General features: G+C 39.1%; 19 protein-coding genes. 4 read left to right on the forward strand and 15 right to left on the reverse strand.

Going from position 1 to position 15,309, the window contains the following annotated elements; translation table 11 throughout:
* Positions 1–26: 26 nt before the first annotated feature.
* From C7S20_RS17500 to C7S20_RS17570, 15 genes are all read right to left on the reverse strand, one after another.
* Positions 27–1,283, reverse strand: coding sequence for a sulfate adenylyltransferase subunit 1 (locus tag C7S20_RS17500; protein WP_107013681.1), 1,257 nt, complete (start codon positions 1,281–1,283; stop codon positions 27–29).
* 64 nt (positions 1,284–1,347) lie between these two features.
* Positions 1,348–1,740 (reverse strand): GxxExxY protein, encoded by a 393-nt coding sequence (locus tag C7S20_RS17505; protein WP_107013682.1) that lies wholly within the window; start codon positions 1,738–1,740, stop codon positions 1,348–1,350.
* 32 nt (positions 1,741–1,772) lie between these two features.
* Complete coding sequence (gene cysD, locus C7S20_RS17510) at positions 1,773–2,678, reverse strand: sulfate adenylyltransferase subunit CysD (protein ID WP_107013683.1); 906 nt, start codon at positions 2,676–2,678, stop codon at positions 1,773–1,775.
* 1 nt (position 2,679) lies between these two features.
* Positions 2,680–3,270 carry an adenylyl-sulfate kinase gene (gene cysC, locus C7S20_RS17515; RefSeq protein ID WP_107013684.1) on the reverse strand — a complete coding sequence of 197 codons (591 nt, stop codon included), beginning with the start codon at positions 3,268–3,270 and terminating at the stop codon, positions 2,680–2,682.
* A complete protein-coding gene (locus C7S20_RS17520; protein ID WP_107013685.1) occupies positions 3,251–3,706 on the reverse strand; it encodes a DUF2061 domain-containing protein in 456 nt (151 codons plus the stop codon). Before C7S20_RS17520 ends, cysC begins: the two co-directional genes overlap by 20 nt.
* Complete coding sequence (gene cysQ, locus C7S20_RS17525) at positions 3,699–4,490, reverse strand: 3'(2'),5'-bisphosphate nucleotidase CysQ (protein ID WP_107013686.1); 792 nt, start codon at positions 4,488–4,490, stop codon at positions 3,699–3,701. Before cysQ ends, C7S20_RS17520 begins: the two co-directional genes overlap by 8 nt.
* Positions 4,491–4,659: 169 nt before the next feature.
* Complete coding sequence (locus C7S20_RS17530) at positions 4,660–4,959, reverse strand: four helix bundle protein (RefSeq protein ID WP_227009043.1); 300 nt, start codon at positions 4,957–4,959, stop codon at positions 4,660–4,662.
* A gap of 212 nt (positions 4,960–5,171) precedes the next feature.
* A complete protein-coding gene (locus C7S20_RS17535) occupies positions 5,172–6,566 on the reverse strand; it encodes a nucleotide sugar dehydrogenase (protein ID WP_107013687.1) in 1,395 nt (464 codons plus the stop codon).
* 67 nt (positions 6,567–6,633) lie between these two features.
* Complete coding sequence (locus C7S20_RS17540; RefSeq protein WP_107013688.1) at positions 6,634–7,011, reverse strand: four helix bundle protein; 378 nt, start codon at positions 7,009–7,011, stop codon at positions 6,634–6,636.
* Between the two features lie 233 nt (positions 7,012–7,244).
* On the reverse strand, positions 7,245–8,576 hold the full coding sequence (locus C7S20_RS17545) for a nucleotide sugar dehydrogenase (RefSeq protein ID WP_107013689.1): 1,332 nt from the start codon (positions 8,574–8,576) through the stop codon (positions 7,245–7,247).
* 342 nt (positions 8,577–8,918) lie between these two features.
* The gene (locus tag C7S20_RS17550; protein ID WP_257791341.1) at positions 8,919–9,293 is read right to left on the reverse strand and encodes a four helix bundle protein; all 375 of its coding nucleotides are present in this window, start codon (positions 9,291–9,293) and stop codon (positions 8,919–8,921) included.
* 239 nt (positions 9,294–9,532) lie between these two features.
* Positions 9,533–10,531, reverse strand: a complete 999-nt coding sequence (locus C7S20_RS17555) for an SDR family oxidoreductase (RefSeq protein WP_423738322.1) — start codon at positions 10,529–10,531, stop codon at positions 9,533–9,535.
* Positions 10,532–10,637: 106 nt separating this feature from the next.
* Positions 10,638–11,507, reverse strand: coding sequence for a glucose-1-phosphate thymidylyltransferase RfbA (gene rfbA / locus C7S20_RS17560; RefSeq protein WP_107013690.1), 870 nt, complete (start codon positions 11,505–11,507; stop codon positions 10,638–10,640).
* On the reverse strand, positions 11,504–12,559 hold the full coding sequence (gene rfbB, locus C7S20_RS17565) for a dTDP-glucose 4,6-dehydratase (RefSeq protein ID WP_107013691.1): 1,056 nt from the start codon (positions 12,557–12,559) through the stop codon (positions 11,504–11,506). The genes rfbA and rfbB overlap by 4 nt, the downstream gene beginning before the upstream one ends.
* Positions 12,560–12,574: 15 nt before the next feature.
* The gene (locus C7S20_RS17570; RefSeq protein WP_107013692.1) at positions 12,575–13,582 is read right to left on the reverse strand and encodes a LacI family DNA-binding transcriptional regulator; all 1,008 of its coding nucleotides are present in this window, start codon (positions 13,580–13,582) and stop codon (positions 12,575–12,577) included.
* Between the two features lie 122 nt (positions 13,583–13,704).
* Between C7S20_RS17570 and C7S20_RS17575 the strand changes: the two genes are divergently transcribed.
* The 4 genes from C7S20_RS17575 to C7S20_RS17585 all read left to right on the forward strand — a co-directional run bounded on the left by C7S20_RS17575 (position 13,705) and on the right by C7S20_RS17585 (position 15,308).
* Positions 13,705–14,169: a thiol-disulfide oxidoreductase DCC family protein gene (locus C7S20_RS17575; protein WP_107013693.1), complete on the forward strand. Its 465-nt coding sequence runs from the start codon at positions 13,705–13,707 to the stop codon at positions 14,167–14,169.
* A complete protein-coding gene (locus tag C7S20_RS19685) occupies positions 14,166–14,312 on the forward strand; it encodes a hypothetical protein (RefSeq protein ID WP_193510777.1) in 147 nt (48 codons plus the stop codon). The genes C7S20_RS17575 and C7S20_RS19685 overlap by 4 nt, the downstream gene beginning before the upstream one ends.
* A gap of 105 nt (positions 14,313–14,417) precedes the next feature.
* Positions 14,418–14,738: a phosphoribosylpyrophosphate synthetase gene (locus C7S20_RS17580; RefSeq protein WP_107013694.1), complete on the forward strand. Its 321-nt coding sequence runs from the start codon at positions 14,418–14,420 to the stop codon at positions 14,736–14,738.
* A gap of 78 nt (positions 14,739–14,816) precedes the next feature.
* Positions 14,817–15,308: a Dps family protein gene (locus C7S20_RS17585; protein WP_107013695.1), complete on the forward strand. Its 492-nt coding sequence runs from the start codon at positions 14,817–14,819 to the stop codon at positions 15,306–15,308.
* The last annotated feature ends 1 nt before the right edge of the window (position 15,309 follow it).

Raw genomic sequence — 15,309 nt, forward strand, 5'->3', positions numbered from 1 at the left:
GGTATCTTTTTTATGAACATTATTTCTTAAACTATCATCCCCGCCGCAACGGTTTCATTAGTATTTTCATCAATTAAAATAATACTGCCCGTAATGCGGTTATCGCGATAGGAGTCGAGCATCAGCCTATTAGTTGTCCTGATCTTTACACGAGCGATATCATTCATTCCAAGATCCTTTTTCTCCATATTTCGATTATAAGAATTGATATCTATCTTATACACCACCTCTTTGATCATGGCACGTTGCTCTTTGGAGGTATGCATAACAGTGTATTTAGCCCTGGGTTTGGCTGGATCATTATTTAGCCAGCAGAGCATCACATCAAATTCCTGCTCACCTTCCGGCTGGTTATTTTTCTTTACAATCATATCACCCCGACTTACATCTATATCATCTTCCAAAGTCATTGCTATTGACATGGGAGCATAGGCTTCGTCAACTTCTTTTTCCCCGGCATTCATAGATTTGATCTTAGAGGTAAAGCCTGAAGGTAATACGGCAACTTCATCTCCCGTTCTATAAATACCACTGGCAACCCGGCCGGCGTAACCTCTATAATCCCTGTGCTCCTCACTTTGTGGCCTCAATACTGTCTGAACGGGAAAGCGAGCATCAATTTTATTTATATCACTACTAATATGAAGGGTTTCCAAAATATTTAAAAGGGTACCGCCTCCATACCAGTTCATATTTTCAGACCTGTTTACCACATTATCTCCCAAAAGGGCGCTAATAGGAATAAAACGCACATCTTTCATTAAAAGTTTCGAGGAAAATTCTTCAAACTCTCCAATGATCTCATTGAATCTATCCTCAGAAAAATCAACAAGATCCATTTTGTTCACACATACGATCAAATGAGGAATATTCAGCAATGATGCAATAAAAGAGTGTCGTTTTGTCTGCTCTATCACTCCATGCCTGGCATCGATTAGGATCACAGCAGCATTTGCAGTGGAAGCACCAGTTACCATATTTCTGGTATATTGAATATGCCCTGGGGTATCGGCGATAATGAACTTTCTCTTAGGCGTTGTAAAATACCTGTAGGCCACATCTATAGTGATCCCCTGCTCGCGCTCATCCCGAAGTCCATCGGTAAAAAGCGCCAGGTCCACTCCTTCATGGCCTTTCTTTGCACTTGTCGCACTCACCGACTCCAGCTGATCTTCAAAAATAGATTTAGAATCGTATAGCAGGCGACCAATTAAGGTACTTTTACCGTCGTCTACGCTTCCTGCTGTTGTAAATCTTAGTAGTTGGTTGTTATCAATTATCATAGGTAAACATATTTTTTAATCTAATCTAAATATCAGGCTCAATTATTTCACGGATTTTGGCGGATTACGCCGATTTTGTATTGATGAATCTTTTCCAAACGAGGCTTTTTTGTCCGAAGTTCACTAATAAACCCAAGGGCAGTTCAGTGGACCTTAAATAATTTATAACCTGAGCTTCGGCATCTTTAATCAGAAATGAAGCAGCTTTTATTTCAATAAGGATCTTTTCAAAACACACAAAATCAGCAACAAAAAATTTCTTCATCGGCTGTCCGTCATACATTAGTTTCAATTTTAATTGTTTCTGAAAATTAATTTTCTGTGAATTAAATTCCTTTTCCAAAGCCTCCTGATAAACTGATTCTAAAAAACCCGCTCCAAGATTTCGATGCACCTTCATGCACGCACCAATGATCTTGTAGGTTTCTTCCTCGAAAAGTAATTTATTGTCTCCCATCCAATCCGTGCAATCCGTATTAATCAGTGCAATCAGAAGTATCCTTGGCGCTTCCTATCCTCCATCGCAGTCTCACTCCTTTTATCATCGGAACGATCTCCCCGTTCGGTTTTTCTCATTGCAGAAACTTCTTCAACAATTTTTTCAAGGCTGTCTGCATCCGATTCTATGCCGCCGGTAATGGTGATATCTCCCAGGGTCCTAAAACGGATCTTCTTTTTCTCGATTTTTTCTCCTTCTTCCAGGTTCAGATATTCCGAAACCGGGATCCAGGAATTGTTCCTGAATACAACTTCCCTTTCATGGGCAAAATAAAGCGAAGGAATACTGATGTTTTCCCGTTTTATATAGTTCCAGACATCCATTTCGGTCCAGTTGCTTATAGGAAATGCTCTGAAATGCTCACCTTCGAAATGTTTTCCGTTCAATAAATTCCACAGTTCCGGACGCTGATTTTTAGGATCCCATTCCCCGAAATCGTTTCGGTGGGAAAAGAACCTCTCCTTCGCACGTGCTTTTTCTTCATCCCTACGTCCGCCTCCTATCGCGCAATCAACCTTATTTTCTTCGATCGCATCAAGAAGTGTGGTGATTTGAAGTGCATTACGTGTAGCATTCTTACCTTTTTCCTCAGCGACTCTTCCTTTATCAATAGATTCCTGGACAGAACCAACAATTAATTTCGCCCCCAGGTTTTCTATAAGGTCATCCCTGAATTTTATCGTTTCAGGAAAGTTATGCCCGGTATCCACATGCATCAGAGGAAACGGAATTTTACTTGGATAAAAAGCCTTTTTGGCCAGGTGCGTGACTACAATAGAGTCCTTACCTCCTGAAAACAGAATTACAGGATTCTCGAACTGCGCCCAAACCTCACGAAGTATAAAAATCGCTTCCGATTCAAGTTCATCCAGATAATTCAGATAATATTTACTCATTTTATTTGATTTCGAGTTTTTTTTGCAAAAATACAATTATTCTTTCAGCCGATTTCCCGGCCTCTTCTTCTTTGGTATTTATTTCAATATCAGGATTTTTAGGAGCCTCATAAGGCGCGTCAATTCCTGTAAAATTCCTGATCTCTCCTGCTCTCGCCTTTTTATACAGGCCTTTTACATCCCTGGCCTCACAAACTTCCATAGGTGTATTTACATAGATTTCAATAAAATCATCGTCCCCTATGATATCTTTTACTACCTGCCTGTCGGCCTTTAGCGGGGAAATAAAAGAGGCGATCACAACAGTGCCGGAGTTTACAAAAAGTTTGGCAACTTCAGAAATTCTTCTAAGGTTTTCTCTCCTGTCTTCCGCATTGAACCCCAGGTTACTATTGAGTCCTTTCCGGATGTTATCACCATCCAGGGAAAAGGTATGAATACCGGCTTCAAAAAGTTTTTTTTCAACCATATTGGCCAGAGTCGATTTTCCCGAACCGGAAAGTCCGGTGAACCATACAACGAAAGATCGGTGTTTTTTTAAATCCTGCCGATCTTTACGGCATATATGGAAATCATGTGGAACTATATTCATCTTTTGATTTTATTTCGTGACTACTTCGCTGTTCAAGTCCATAATCGGAATGATACCAAACGCGTTCATGCAAATAATACAACAACATTTTTGTAAATACCTCTACAACTCCAATTTTAAGTCCTGTAACAGGATTTCCGGTTAAAATCCATGCTAAAGTCATGGTGTCTAAAGTGCCTACAATTCTCCAGGTCACCGTTTTGGCGATATGACGCTTTCTGCTATCTCCATTTTGAGTAACTCCGGCCTTGATATTGAACCATACTCTCTCGTGAAGATAATACAGTACCATTTTAGTGATCACCTCGGTAAATCCAATCTTCAAGCCCATCCAGGGATTTCCAGTAATGACCCATGAGAGGGTAATGGTATCGAGTGTTCCCACTATTCTCCAGGTAACCGATTTAGCGATATGTCTTTTATAAGTTTTAGCCAATTGCGGAAACCAAAAAATAATTATTTAAGAGCTTCTCACGATTATAAAGCATTTCTTCACCCGTCTTTTGATCGATCACCTTTAAGCCAACCGCTTTACATATTGCCTGTCCGGCAGCTGTATCCCACTCCATAGTAGGAGCGAAACGTGGATAAACATCGGCTTTCCCTTCGGCAACAAGACAAAATTTTAAAGAACTTCCCTTGGAAACAACCTCAGTTTCTTTTTCATATTTTTTCTCAAGTATAGAAATGTAATTCCTTGTTTCTTCATTCATATGGGAGCGACTTCCAACCACCTGAATTTTATCAGTAACCTTTTTAGGCCCAATTTTTTCAGAATTTGAATGATCGAAAGAATTAAAATCGGCTTCTACTTTTTGCCGGTATGCGTTTTCTTTATCGGCATAATATAAAAGATTTTGCGCCGGCACATAGATCACCCCCATTACCGGCAGTTTGTCTTCAATCAAAGCAATATTGACGGTAAATTCACCATTGCGTTTTAAAAATTCTTTAGTACCATCCAAAGGATCCACAATCCAGCATTTTTTCCAGTTTTTTCGTTCTTTATAGTCGGTTTGTTTATTTTCTTCACTGATGATTGGAATATCAGTAGATTTGAGATACTCATTTATCGCTACGTTTGAAGCGGTATCAGCAGTTGTAAGGGGAGAATTATCTCCTTTTTCCTCCACGTTAAATTCCCCGGAATTATAAATGCTCATAATTTCTTTTCCTGCATCAAGAGCAGCTTTGATGGCGATTCCTAAATTTTTATCCATTGTCTTTTATATTGTGACGCTGTAATGTTGTGACCGAGTGATCATGTAACGCTATGACCTTGAATTTACCTATTTTCTGCATCTCTTCTTAGCATCTGTTACTGATCATTGCATTACTTGATCCATTACAACTCACTTTAAACTATTTATCAATTTTAACAACATTCTTCTAATATTGTTCTTCCAATTCTTTATTTTCCTTTATAAATCCCAGTCTTAATGGGATTTCCAGTTGAGTTTCTACTTCTGCTAATGAACCCAAAGAAATATAAAGAAACCTACTAAATTCTTTACTTCCTTTTCTTGCAGCACCTTCACCAATATTTGAAGGAATAGGAACGGTCGCTCTCCTCAACTGACTTATCAATCCAAATTTTTCATCTGCAGGAAAACGTCTGGTCACCTCGTAAACCGCAACAACGAAATCAATACTTTTTTTATAAACTGTTAAATCTTTATGTGATTTCATTTCAAAAATTCAAATTTCTCTCCCTATTTTACATCACAAGATCACTTCATTACTCCATCACTCCTTCACTCCATCACTCCATCACTCCATCACTTCATCACTCCATCACTTCATCACCCCTTTACTTCATCACTCCATCACCTCTTCACCCCTTCACTTTTTCACTTTTTCACTTCTTCACTTCTTCACTTCTTCACATCTTCACATCTTCACTAACTCCCTATCGCGTAAAATTCAAAACCTATCTTTTCTTTCGATTTTCTTTCCAGCATTCTGCGTCCGTCAAAAAGGAATGCCGGTTTCAGCATTTCATCATATATCTTTTGCCAGTCATAATCTTTAAACTCATCCCATTCGGTAAGAACTGCCACCGCATGAGCTTCTTTGGTCACTTCGTAAGGATCTTTAACCACTTTTACCCTCTTCCTGTTTTCTTCTTCGGAACGGGTATTCAAATAATCCAGGTCGGCATAAACCTGTTCTTCTTTTACTTTTGGATCGTAAACTACAATTTCAGCCTGTTCATTCAGCAGATAATCGGCTACATAAATAGCTGCCGATTCACGGGTATCGTTGGTATCTTTTTTAAATGCCCAGCCCAGGAAGCCTATTTTCTTGCCGGAAACAGTATTGAAAAGCGTTCGAACCATATTGGCCGCAAATCTTCGCTTCTGATGATCATTCATAAGGATGACCTGTTCCCAGTAATTTGCCACTTCATTCAGACCGAAACTTTTAGCAATGTAAACCAGATTCAGAATATCTTTCTGAAAACAACTTCCACCAAAACCTACCGAAGCTTTTAAGAATTTAGAACCTATTCGTGAGTCCATTCCCACGGCTTTCGCTACTTCATTTACATCGGCGCCCGTCTTTTCACAGAGTTCACTCATCGCGTTGATGCTTGAAACTCGTTGTGCCAAAAAGGCATTGGCAGTTAATTTTGACAATTCAGAAGACCAGACATTTGTGGTTAAAATATGATCTTTCTCTACCCAGTGAGCATAGACATCGACAAGGGACTGGACTGCATCTTTACCCGCCTCGGTATCAATATCTCCGCCAATAAGCACGCGATCAGGATCCAGCAGATCTTCTACCGCGGTACCTTCAGCAAGGAATTCAGGGTTGGAAAGTATTTGATAATTAACTCCGTTTCCTGTATTGGTTAAAATATTTTTTAAGGTTTCGGCAGTTCTTACAGGCAAAGTCGATTTTTCAACTACAATCTTATCTGTCGTTGAAACACGTGCGATTTGGCGTGCACAAAGCTCGATATATTTTAAATCGGCAGCCATACCCTTTCCAATTCCATAGGTCTTGGTAGGAGTATTCACCGAAATAAAGATCATTTCTGCCCTATCGATCGCAGCATCGATATCGGTAGAAAAGAATAAATTTCTACCTCTTGCCTCTTTTACAATATCTGAAAGTCCCGGTTCATAAATGGGAATATTCTCCACATTTTCATCATTCCAGGCTGCAATTCGTTTTTCGTTGATATCAACTACAGTTACATTGATCTCAGGACATTTTTGCGCGATAACGGCCATTGTTGGACCTCCCACGTATCCTGCACCGATGCAACAGATGTTTTTTATATTCATTTCCTAAAAGTTAATTAGTTAAATGGTTAACTGGTTAATTGGAAAGTCCAAACAGTTTATCTCCATATCAACTTTTTAATTCATTTTGATTTCTTAAATACTTTATGTAACCATTAATCAATCTTATGCACGAGTCGGTTATCTCTCTTATTTTTTCTAAAACTTCATTTTTTATATATCCACAGTCATTAGCTTCTATAGAATGATCAAGTACTTCAGCTACCGAACCTCGGGCGTTTAAAAGAAACCTGATGTTTTCTTTATAATGATACCTTCCCCAGCCTTCGGCAATATTTGCAGTTGCTGAACGGGAAGACCTTAAAAGCTGTGAATGAAGATCATATTTTTCAGAATCAGGCAAATTAGACAAAATCTGTTCTTTAATTACTTTCTTCAACTCAAAACACTTTTTCCAACACTCAAGCTTTTCAAAATTTTCAGCCATGGTTTCGTTAATTGGTTAGTTAGTTAATTGGTTAACTGGTTAACTCGTCAAACATTTTTGTTTTTGGCATTAGGTTTAAGTTTTCAACTTTTAAGTATTGCTAAGTAAAAACAAACGATTCACAAATTCCAAATCACTAATCACCATTCCCCGATTAACCATTTCCCAATCACCAATCACCAATCACCAATCACCAATCTCCAATCCCCGATTAACCATTCCCCAATCACCAATCACAGCTTCCTATCACACCTATCCCCTAAAACTCCCTTGACATCATAAACCACAGCACTTTCAGTCTTTAAAGCATCTAATTCGAGATCAAGGAATTCTTTATGAGCGACTGTGAGCACTATAGCGTCAAATTTTTGCTGAGGTAATTTACTGGTGGTATTAAGGCCGTATTCATGTTTCACTTCCTCCGGATTGGCAAGCGGATCGTAAATAGTCAGATTCACTCCATACTCCTTAAGATTCCTTACCACATCAACCACTTTGGTATTGCGGACGTCGGGGCAGTTTTCTTTAAAGGTGATACCCAAAATCAGAATATTGGCTCCTTTCACTTTAAGATCATTCTGAAGCATTAGTTTTACAACTTCCCCGGCCACATATTGCCCCATACTATCATTCATTCTTCGTCCAGCAAGGATGATCTCGGGATGATAACCGATCTCCTGTGCTTTTTGAGCCAGGTAATACGGATCTACACCTATACAATGGCCACCCACCAATCCGGGTTTAAATGGTAAAAAATTCCACTTGGTACCTGCTGCTTCCAGGACATGCTGAGTGTCGATACCCATCATATTAAAGATCTTCGCCAGCTCATTGACGAAAGCGATATTAATATCGCGCTGCGAGTTTTCAATGACCTTGGCGGCCTCAGCCACTTTGATAGTGGGCGCGAGATGGGTGCCGGCAGTGATCACAGATGCGTAAAGTTCATTTACTTTCCGGCCGGTTTCCGGAGTAGAACCCGCGGTAACTTTTAGAATTTTCTCAACAGTATGCTCCTTGTCGCCGGGATTTATCCTCTCAGGTGAATAGCCTACAAAGAAATCCTCGTTGAATTGGAGTCCGCTGAATTTTTCCAAAACCGGAACACATTCATCTTCGGTCACACCGGGATATACGGTAGATTCATAAACCACGACATCTCCTTTTTTCAGAACTTTCCCAACCGTTTCACTACTTTTATAAAGCGGAGTAAGATCAGGACGGTTATTTTTATCTACCGGAGTAGGCACGGTAATGATATAATAATTGCAGTCTTCAATTTGGCTGAGATCTGTAGTACAAAACAAACCATTTTCAACGGACTTATCCTTTTTAAGAACTGACTGAAGTAAATCATCTTCCACTTCCAGCGTGGAATCTTTTCCTTTCATCAATTCATTCACCCGCGCCTGGTTGATATCGAAACCCACAACCGGATATTTAACAGCAAATAATCTGGCCAGCGGAAGACCTACGTATCCAAGACCAATGACGGCTAATTTAGGACTTGGGGAGCCAGTGTTCTGGGGACTGGGTGATTCTTTTTTATTTGGTATAGTATTCATTTATATATAGATCTTTTTTATATTGATTTATTTAACCTGGCGACAGGGAGACTGTGGGACGGGGGGAATTTTTTATTAGTTTTAGTATTCATATTTTTATTGAGAGCTTTCTTTCAATTTTTATTTGACATGGCGACTAGGGTGACTTGAGAACCGGGAGAATATTTATTAATTTGTTCAATATTTCTATAATTTTTTCTATTCATTTTTTCTGAATTTTAAACTAAATAATTTTAGTTAAGCACTCTCCTCTTCCCCAAGTCTCCTAGTCTCCCAGTCCCCTTTTTCTCCTTGTCTCCCCTTCTCCAAGTCTCCTCTTCTCATTTTCCCCCTGTCCAAATCTTAAAGCGTCCATTTATTCGGATTAATAATCATCTTTACTATCATTCCTAAAATGCTGTTATATTTTGTATAAATGTCAGAATGTTCATTTTCAGCTATATATTTACAAGCCAGGGCATAATCAAGCCAAACCTGAGTTTCTGCGGCTTCACCTTCAGAATCTGAAAGTTTAGCGACAAAAGCCTTTTCGTACCTGCGTTTGCGCCATGCTTCGGCTAAATTACCGGAAACCGATCTCGAGGACCTTCGTATCTGATCAGTAAGTGAATATGTTTCATCTTTTGGAAAGGTTTTGGACAGATTATAAATTTCCATTCCAGCTTCAAAAGAAAGCTGATATACCCTTAGATCTTTATGCGTATTAATTTTTTCCAATTTCCTTAACTACTCACTTTTTAAGATCCCTTTGCTTATAATTTCTCTAAACCTTTTTTATTACTATACTATTCTCCCTCTCTCCTTTTCTCCCAGTCTCCCAGTCTCGTTGTCAGAAATTCTCCTCTTCCCCAAGTCTCCTCTTCCCCAAGTCTCCTCTTCCCCAAGTCTCCAAGTCTCCTGTTATCCCAGTCTCCTCTTCCCCTAGTCCCCCAGTCTCCAAGTCTTCAATTTTTTCTTCACAAATTCTCCCAATACCACTTCACAGCCTCCTTTAATCCTGCTTCTATGTTGTACTGCGGATCATATCCCAATAACTTTTTCGCTTTTTCTACCGAAGCTAAAGAATGCGGAATATCTCCAGGACGATTTGGCCCATGTTTGACCTCCACATTTTTAATTTCCGCATCATATTCTGAAAGGTATTTTTTCAAGAGCTGTGTTAATTCCTTCAAATTGGTACGGTCACCCACCGCTGTATTATAAACTTCATTGACAGCTTCCTCATTTTTCGTAGTCAAGGCAAGCAGATTCATCTGAATAACATTGTCTATATAAGTGAAATCACGCGAATAAGTTCCGTCGCCATTGATCACCGGACTCTCATGCTTCATGAACTGCATCACGAATTTTGGAATTACCGCGGCATAAGCACCATTAGGATCCTGTTTCCTTCCGAAGACATTAAAATAGCGCAAACCTATACTGTCCAAACCATAGGTTGAGCTGAAAATATCAGCATATAATTCATTGACGTACTTTGTAATCGCATAGGGCGATAAAGGCTTTCCTATGATGTCTTCAACCTTAGGAAGATTTTCTGAATCACCATAGGTAGACGAGCTGGCGGCGTAAACAAATCGCTTAACACCGGCATCACGACTGGCTACCAACATATTCAGAAATCCGGTCACGTTAACCTCATTGCTGGTTATCGGATCTTTCAGGGAGCGCGGCACGGAACCTAAAGCGGCTTCGTGGAGTACAAAATCTACTCCTCCACAGGCTTTTTTACAGGTTTCCAGATCACGTATATCACCTTCCATTAATTCAAAGGAAGAATTACCGGTTAAAGCCTCGATATTTTTACGGTGTCCCGTAGCAAAATTATCAAGACATCGCACCTCAGATCCCAGTTCTAACAATGTTTCGCAGAGATTAGAACCAATGAATCCGGCTCCGCCGGTTACTAAAATTTTAGAGGAAGAAATTATTTTTTTCTGTTCTTCAGAAATCAAGAGATTGAATTTTAACAATTGCAGTTCGCAAATATAAAATATCTCATTTAAGAATTGTTAAAGACGCTCTTAAAGAATTGCCAAAAATGAGTCAATTTTTACCTGATTATCTGAGCTCAAGAAGATATTTACCGTAGTCACTTGCTTTGAGATTTTCGGCAAGTACTTTCAACTGTTCCCTGGTAATAAAATTTTTCCGAAAGGCGATTTCCTCGAGACAGGCAATTTTTAAGCCCTGCCGCTTTTCTATAGTCTGAATGAAATTAGCTGCTTCCAATAAGGAATCATGCGTTCCCGTGTCCAGCCAGGCGAAACCCCTTCCCATTAATTCCACATTTAACTGATCTTTTTGAAGATAATGTTCATTTACCGTGGAAATTTCCAGCTCTCCCCTATCACTCGGCTTAATTTGTTTGGCTATTTCAATTACAGAATTCGGGTAGAAATAAAGTCCGGTAACCGCGTAATTACTTTTCGGTTTGGAAGGTTTTTCCTCAATACTCAAAGCCTTCCCCTGAGAATCAAAATTTACCACCCCGTAGCGTTGTGGTTCATTTACATAATACCCAAAAACAGTAGCTTTCTGGCCAAGCTCGCAATTTTTAGCAGCAGCCCCCAATAAAGCGCTCATTCCCTGACCATAGAAAATGTTATCCCCAAGCACAAGGCAAACACTCCCGTCGCCAATGAATTCTTCCCCAATAATAAAAGCTTCAGCAAGTCCGTTAGGTTCAGGTTGTTCGGCATACTGGATATTCAATCCCAAATGGGAACCATCGGAAAGCAATTTTTTGAAATTCGGGAGATCCTCGGGAGTGGAGATCACTAAGATCTCCCTGATCCCGGCCAGCATCAAAACAGAAATGGGATAATAGATCATCGGTTTGTCATAAACCGATAACAATTGTTTGGAAACGCCTTTGGTTATGGGATATAACCTGCTTCCTGTTCCGCCTGCCAGTACAATTCCTTTCATTCTGAATATTGTTTTTCATAATATTCCCGATAGGTGCCGGAAATCACATGCTTCAGCCATTTTTCATTGTTCAAATACCAGTCAATGGTTTGTTCAATCCCCTGTTCAAAATTATGAGCCGGCAGCCAGTTCAATTCTTTTTGAAGTTTTGAAGAATCAATGGCGTACCTTCTGTCATGACCCGGACGATCTTTAATGAATTTCATCAGTTTTTCTGAAGTTCCTTTTTCGCGGCCTAATTTCTCATCCAGTTTTTCACAAAGGAGCTTCACCACTTCGAGGTTTTTCTTTTCGTTATTACCGCCTATGTTATAGGTTTCCTTATTCTTTCCTTTATGAAAAATAAGATCGATTGCCTCCACATGATCCTGCACAAAAAGCCAGTCGCGGGTATAAGCCCCATCACCATAAATTGGAAGATCCTTATTTTCAATAATATTATTGATCATCAGCGGAATTAATTTTTCCGGAAACTGATACGGTCCGTAATTATTGGAGCAATTAGAAATGACATAAGGAAGTCCGTAAGTTTCACCGTAAGCCCTAACGAAATGATCTGAACCTGCCTTGGAAGCTGAATAGGGAGAATTCGGATCGTAGGCCGTAGTTTCGGTGAAATATCCCGTTTCGCCCAAAGTTCCATATACCTCATCGGTACTGATGTGATAAAATAATTTTCCTTCGAAATCATCCTTCCATAGGTCACGAAAGGAATTCAGCAAATTAAGGGTTCCGATAATATTCGTTCTTACAAAAGCCAGCGGATCTTTTATCGAACGGTCAACATGCGACTCTGCCGCGCAATGTATCACGTTCTGAAACTGATATTTTTGAAAAAGGTCTTCTATAACTTCTGCATCGGTAATATCAGCTTTAATAAAATGATAATTCTCCTTATCTTCAATATCCCTTAAATTCTCGAGATTACCCGCATAGGTAAGCGCGTCAAGATTAAAGATTTGATAATCGGGATATTTATTTACAAAATGACGAACGAGGTGGGAACCAATAAATCCGGCTCCACCGGTGATTAAAATAGTAGTATCTAACATTACTGATTTTTATTTTTAAAAAGAAGTAGATTCCAAATGTACCAAATTGGTAGCAATTACCTTTTCGCTATACCGACCTGCGGTGGCCTTCCCTTCCAGCCTGTCGCTCAATAGCTGCATCGCTTTTTCTCCAACTTCCTGCGGGTGCTGCTCCACATAACTTATAGACGGGGTTAAAAATTCTGCCACTTCCTTACTTATATAACCAATGATCTTAAGTTGTTCGGGAATTTTAATATTCTCTTCATAAGCGATTCTTGCCGACATAATAGCGCTTTCAAAATCGGTGCACAATAAGGCCTCTATCTTTTTTGTGGATATTAAATCTTTGATCTTCTGTTTTAATACATCGGCTTTTGAACTTACCGCCAGCTTTAGTTCTTCTCCATCCGGCATCGCCCTTTCGTGACCTTTAATTCGGGATTTTCCAACTCCCAGATGATGTATGGCCGAAACCACTCCTATATCATGTATCCCTTTCGCGCGGAAAAATTTGGTAGCGTCATAAAAGCTGTTTTCGTCATCTACGCCAACTTTATCGGCAGGAAGTGGCACATTAATGCGATCATAAAGCACCACGGGGATCTCATATTCTACCAGGTTAAATAAATGATCGTACTCTTTTTTTCTTTGAGTTTCTTCAGAAACAGCTATTAAAACCCCGTCAACAAACCCGGAAGTCAAAAGCTCACAAATTTGCTTTTCCCTATCCAGCGATTCATTTGAAATATAAGTGATCACCTGCAGATCATGTTTTTGAGCCTCGGCTTCCATTCCCGAAAGCACTCGTGCAAAAAAGCTGTTTGAAATATTAGGAATAACAACTCCTATAGTCCCTGTTTTACTTTTTTTAAGATTTACGGCTACCGGATTTGGTTTATAATTATGGAGAGCAGCCAGCTCTTTTACTCTTTCAGCAGTTTTAGGACTAATCTCGGGACTGTCGTTCAGGGCTTTTGAAACGGTTGAAACCGAGACATTCAGCAATTTTGAGAGCTCCTTTAAAGTGATTTTGGTTTTCATAGACGCCGCGAAATTAATTCATAAAGATTAAAAATTTTCTGTTCAGCGGCAATTAAAATACGAATTTCAGGTTTGCATCACGTAAATTATTTTCTGTACTTTATATTCAAATTAGATAAATTTTGTTCGGAAAGATCCATAAAACCAGTTCTTTACCTACTCAGCCGGTGTTGGTGTGGGATGGGAAATGCGGTTTCTGCAAATTCTGGAAAACCCGCTGGCAGGCACATTCGCCTACTACCATCAGATTTTGCACCTTTCAGGATTGCGCCGAAGAATTCCCCGACATTCCGCTGAAAGAATTTAAAAAAGCCAGCCGCCTTATCGAACCTGATGGAAAAGTTTACAGCGGCCCCGATTCCGCCTATCGAATTTTATGGCACCAGGGGGATCAAAAATGGCATAATTGGTATTTTTCTTATAGTTGGTTCAGAAAGATCAGTAATCTTGGCTATAATCATATCGCTAAAAACCGCCACTTTTACTTCAGGCTTACGAAATTTTTGGTAGGCAAAGATCCTTTAAACTTCAAATTCTACTGGCTTTTCTATCTTGGCATACTCGTTTTAATTATCATTTTATTATGAGATTTCCCAAATCTTACTGGTTCTATATCATTGCCGCGCTTATTACCATTATTGGCCTGGTAACGGGATGGTATTTCTTTCTCCTCATCATTTTTCCTTTAGGATTATTCAGCCGAAATAAAGGAAATGATAATGAAACTTAAAGAAGAAGCTCAACCAGAGTTAAACTTATCCTAAACCCGCGTGAGAGTTTGTGATTGCCGCGATACAGACGTATTTTAAATTCGAATGTTCAAAATTACCAACTAATGAAACGAAAAGGTACATTATCGCAGACCATAAACATGCTGAGACTGGAAGAAGGATATGAAGAAGATTTCAATTTACTGGATGAAAAACTGAAATCGAAATCTGAAAAAGAAAAGTTCTTATCTGATGATTTTGTGGTTGATGAAGTTTACCGCTTCGAAGGTGCTTCAAACCCCGGCGACGAGGCTATTTTATATGCCATTAGCACTTCATCGGGCAGAAAAGGAATTCTTGTGGATGGTTATGATTACACTTCCGGACAGGTTTCCGAAGAAATTCTCAAGAAACTTGACCTTCGAAAAAATAGGCCGATAAGTTAATCTTATTATTCCTTCTTTTAAAGAAGTAACAATCGCCCTAACTTTAAATGACAAATTCAAAAAAAAATAAAAAAAACTATGAATTATTTAGGTTTAGATTCAACCAAAACTAAAAATACAGTTGAAGAATTAAACGTATTATTATCTGATTATCACTTATATTATCAAAAATTAAGGAATTTTCACTGGAATGTAATCGGAAAAAATTTCTTTGACCTTCATGAGAAATTCGAAGAATTATATGACGATGCAAAACTGAAGGTGGATGAAATAGCGGAACGAATTCTTACACTTCGCCATGAACCTATGAGTAATCTCAGTGATTACCTGAAACATTCTAATTTAGAGGAGTCTGAGAGTGATATTACCGACAGTGAAATGATAGAAAGATTACTTCAGGATCACGGTCTTTTACTGAAACAAATGAGAAAAGTAGTGAAAACTGCAGATGCAGCTGGTGATGAGGGAACTATTGATCTTATTGGTGGCTACATCAGGGAACTGGAAAAAACCAGCTGGATGTTAGATGCCTGGAAAATGAAAACTTCCGAACATCATGAACCGGCTTAAT

The sequence above is a fragment of the Christiangramia fulva genome (genome assembly GCF_003024155.1).
GTDB lineage: Bacteria > Bacteroidota > Bacteroidia > Flavobacteriales > Flavobacteriaceae > Christiangramia > Christiangramia fulva.

Bases quoted from the DNA above. Each gene is read 5' to 3' on its own strand.
- C7S20_RS17545 (WP_107013689.1), bottom strand. From the start codon at position 8,576: ATGAATACTATACCAAATAAAAAAGAATCACCCAGTCCCCAGAACACT.
- cysC (WP_107013684.1), bottom strand. From the start codon at position 3,270: ATGAATATAGTTCCACATGATTTCCATATATGCCGTAAAGATCGGCAG.
- rfbA (WP_107013690.1), bottom strand. From the start codon at position 11,507: ATGAAAGGAATTGTACTGGCAGGCGGAACAGGAAGCAGGTTATATCCC.
- C7S20_RS17505 (WP_107013682.1), bottom strand. From the start codon at position 1,740: ATGGGAGACAATAAATTACTTTTCGAGGAAGAAACCTACAAGATCATT.
- C7S20_RS17580 (WP_107013694.1), top strand. From the start codon at position 14,418: ATGAAACGAAAAGGTACATTATCGCAGACCATAAACATGCTGAGACTG.
- rfbB (WP_107013691.1), bottom strand. From the start codon at position 12,559: ATGTTAGATACTACTATTTTAATCACCGGTGGAGCCGGATTTATTGGT.
- cysD (WP_107013683.1), bottom strand. From the start codon at position 2,678: ATGAGTAAATATTATCTGAATTATCTGGATGAACTTGAATCGGAAGCG.
- C7S20_RS17500 (WP_107013681.1), bottom strand. From the start codon at position 1,283: ATGATAATTGATAACAACCAACTACTAAGATTTACAACAGCAGGAAGC.
- C7S20_RS17540 (WP_107013688.1), bottom strand. From the start codon at position 7,011: ATGGCTGAAAATTTTGAAAAGCTTGAGTGTTGGAAAAAGTGTTTTGAG.
- C7S20_RS17570 (WP_107013692.1), bottom strand. From the start codon at position 13,582: ATGAAAACCAAAATCACTTTAAAGGAGCTCTCAAAATTGCTGAATGTC.
- C7S20_RS17585 (WP_107013695.1), top strand. From the start codon at position 14,817: ATGAATTATTTAGGTTTAGATTCAACCAAAACTAAAAATACAGTTGAA.
- cysQ (WP_107013686.1), bottom strand. From the start codon at position 4,490: ATGGATAAAAATTTAGGAATCGCCATCAAAGCTGCTCTTGATGCAGGA.
- C7S20_RS17530 (WP_227009043.1), bottom strand. From the start codon at position 4,959: ATGAAATCACATAAAGATTTAACAGTTTATAAAAAAAGTATTGATTTC.
- C7S20_RS17535 (WP_107013687.1), bottom strand. From the start codon at position 6,566: ATGAATATAAAAAACATCTGTTGCATCGGTGCAGGATACGTGGGAGGT.
- C7S20_RS19685 (WP_193510777.1), top strand. From the start codon at position 14,166: ATGAGATTTCCCAAATCTTACTGGTTCTATATCATTGCCGCGCTTATT.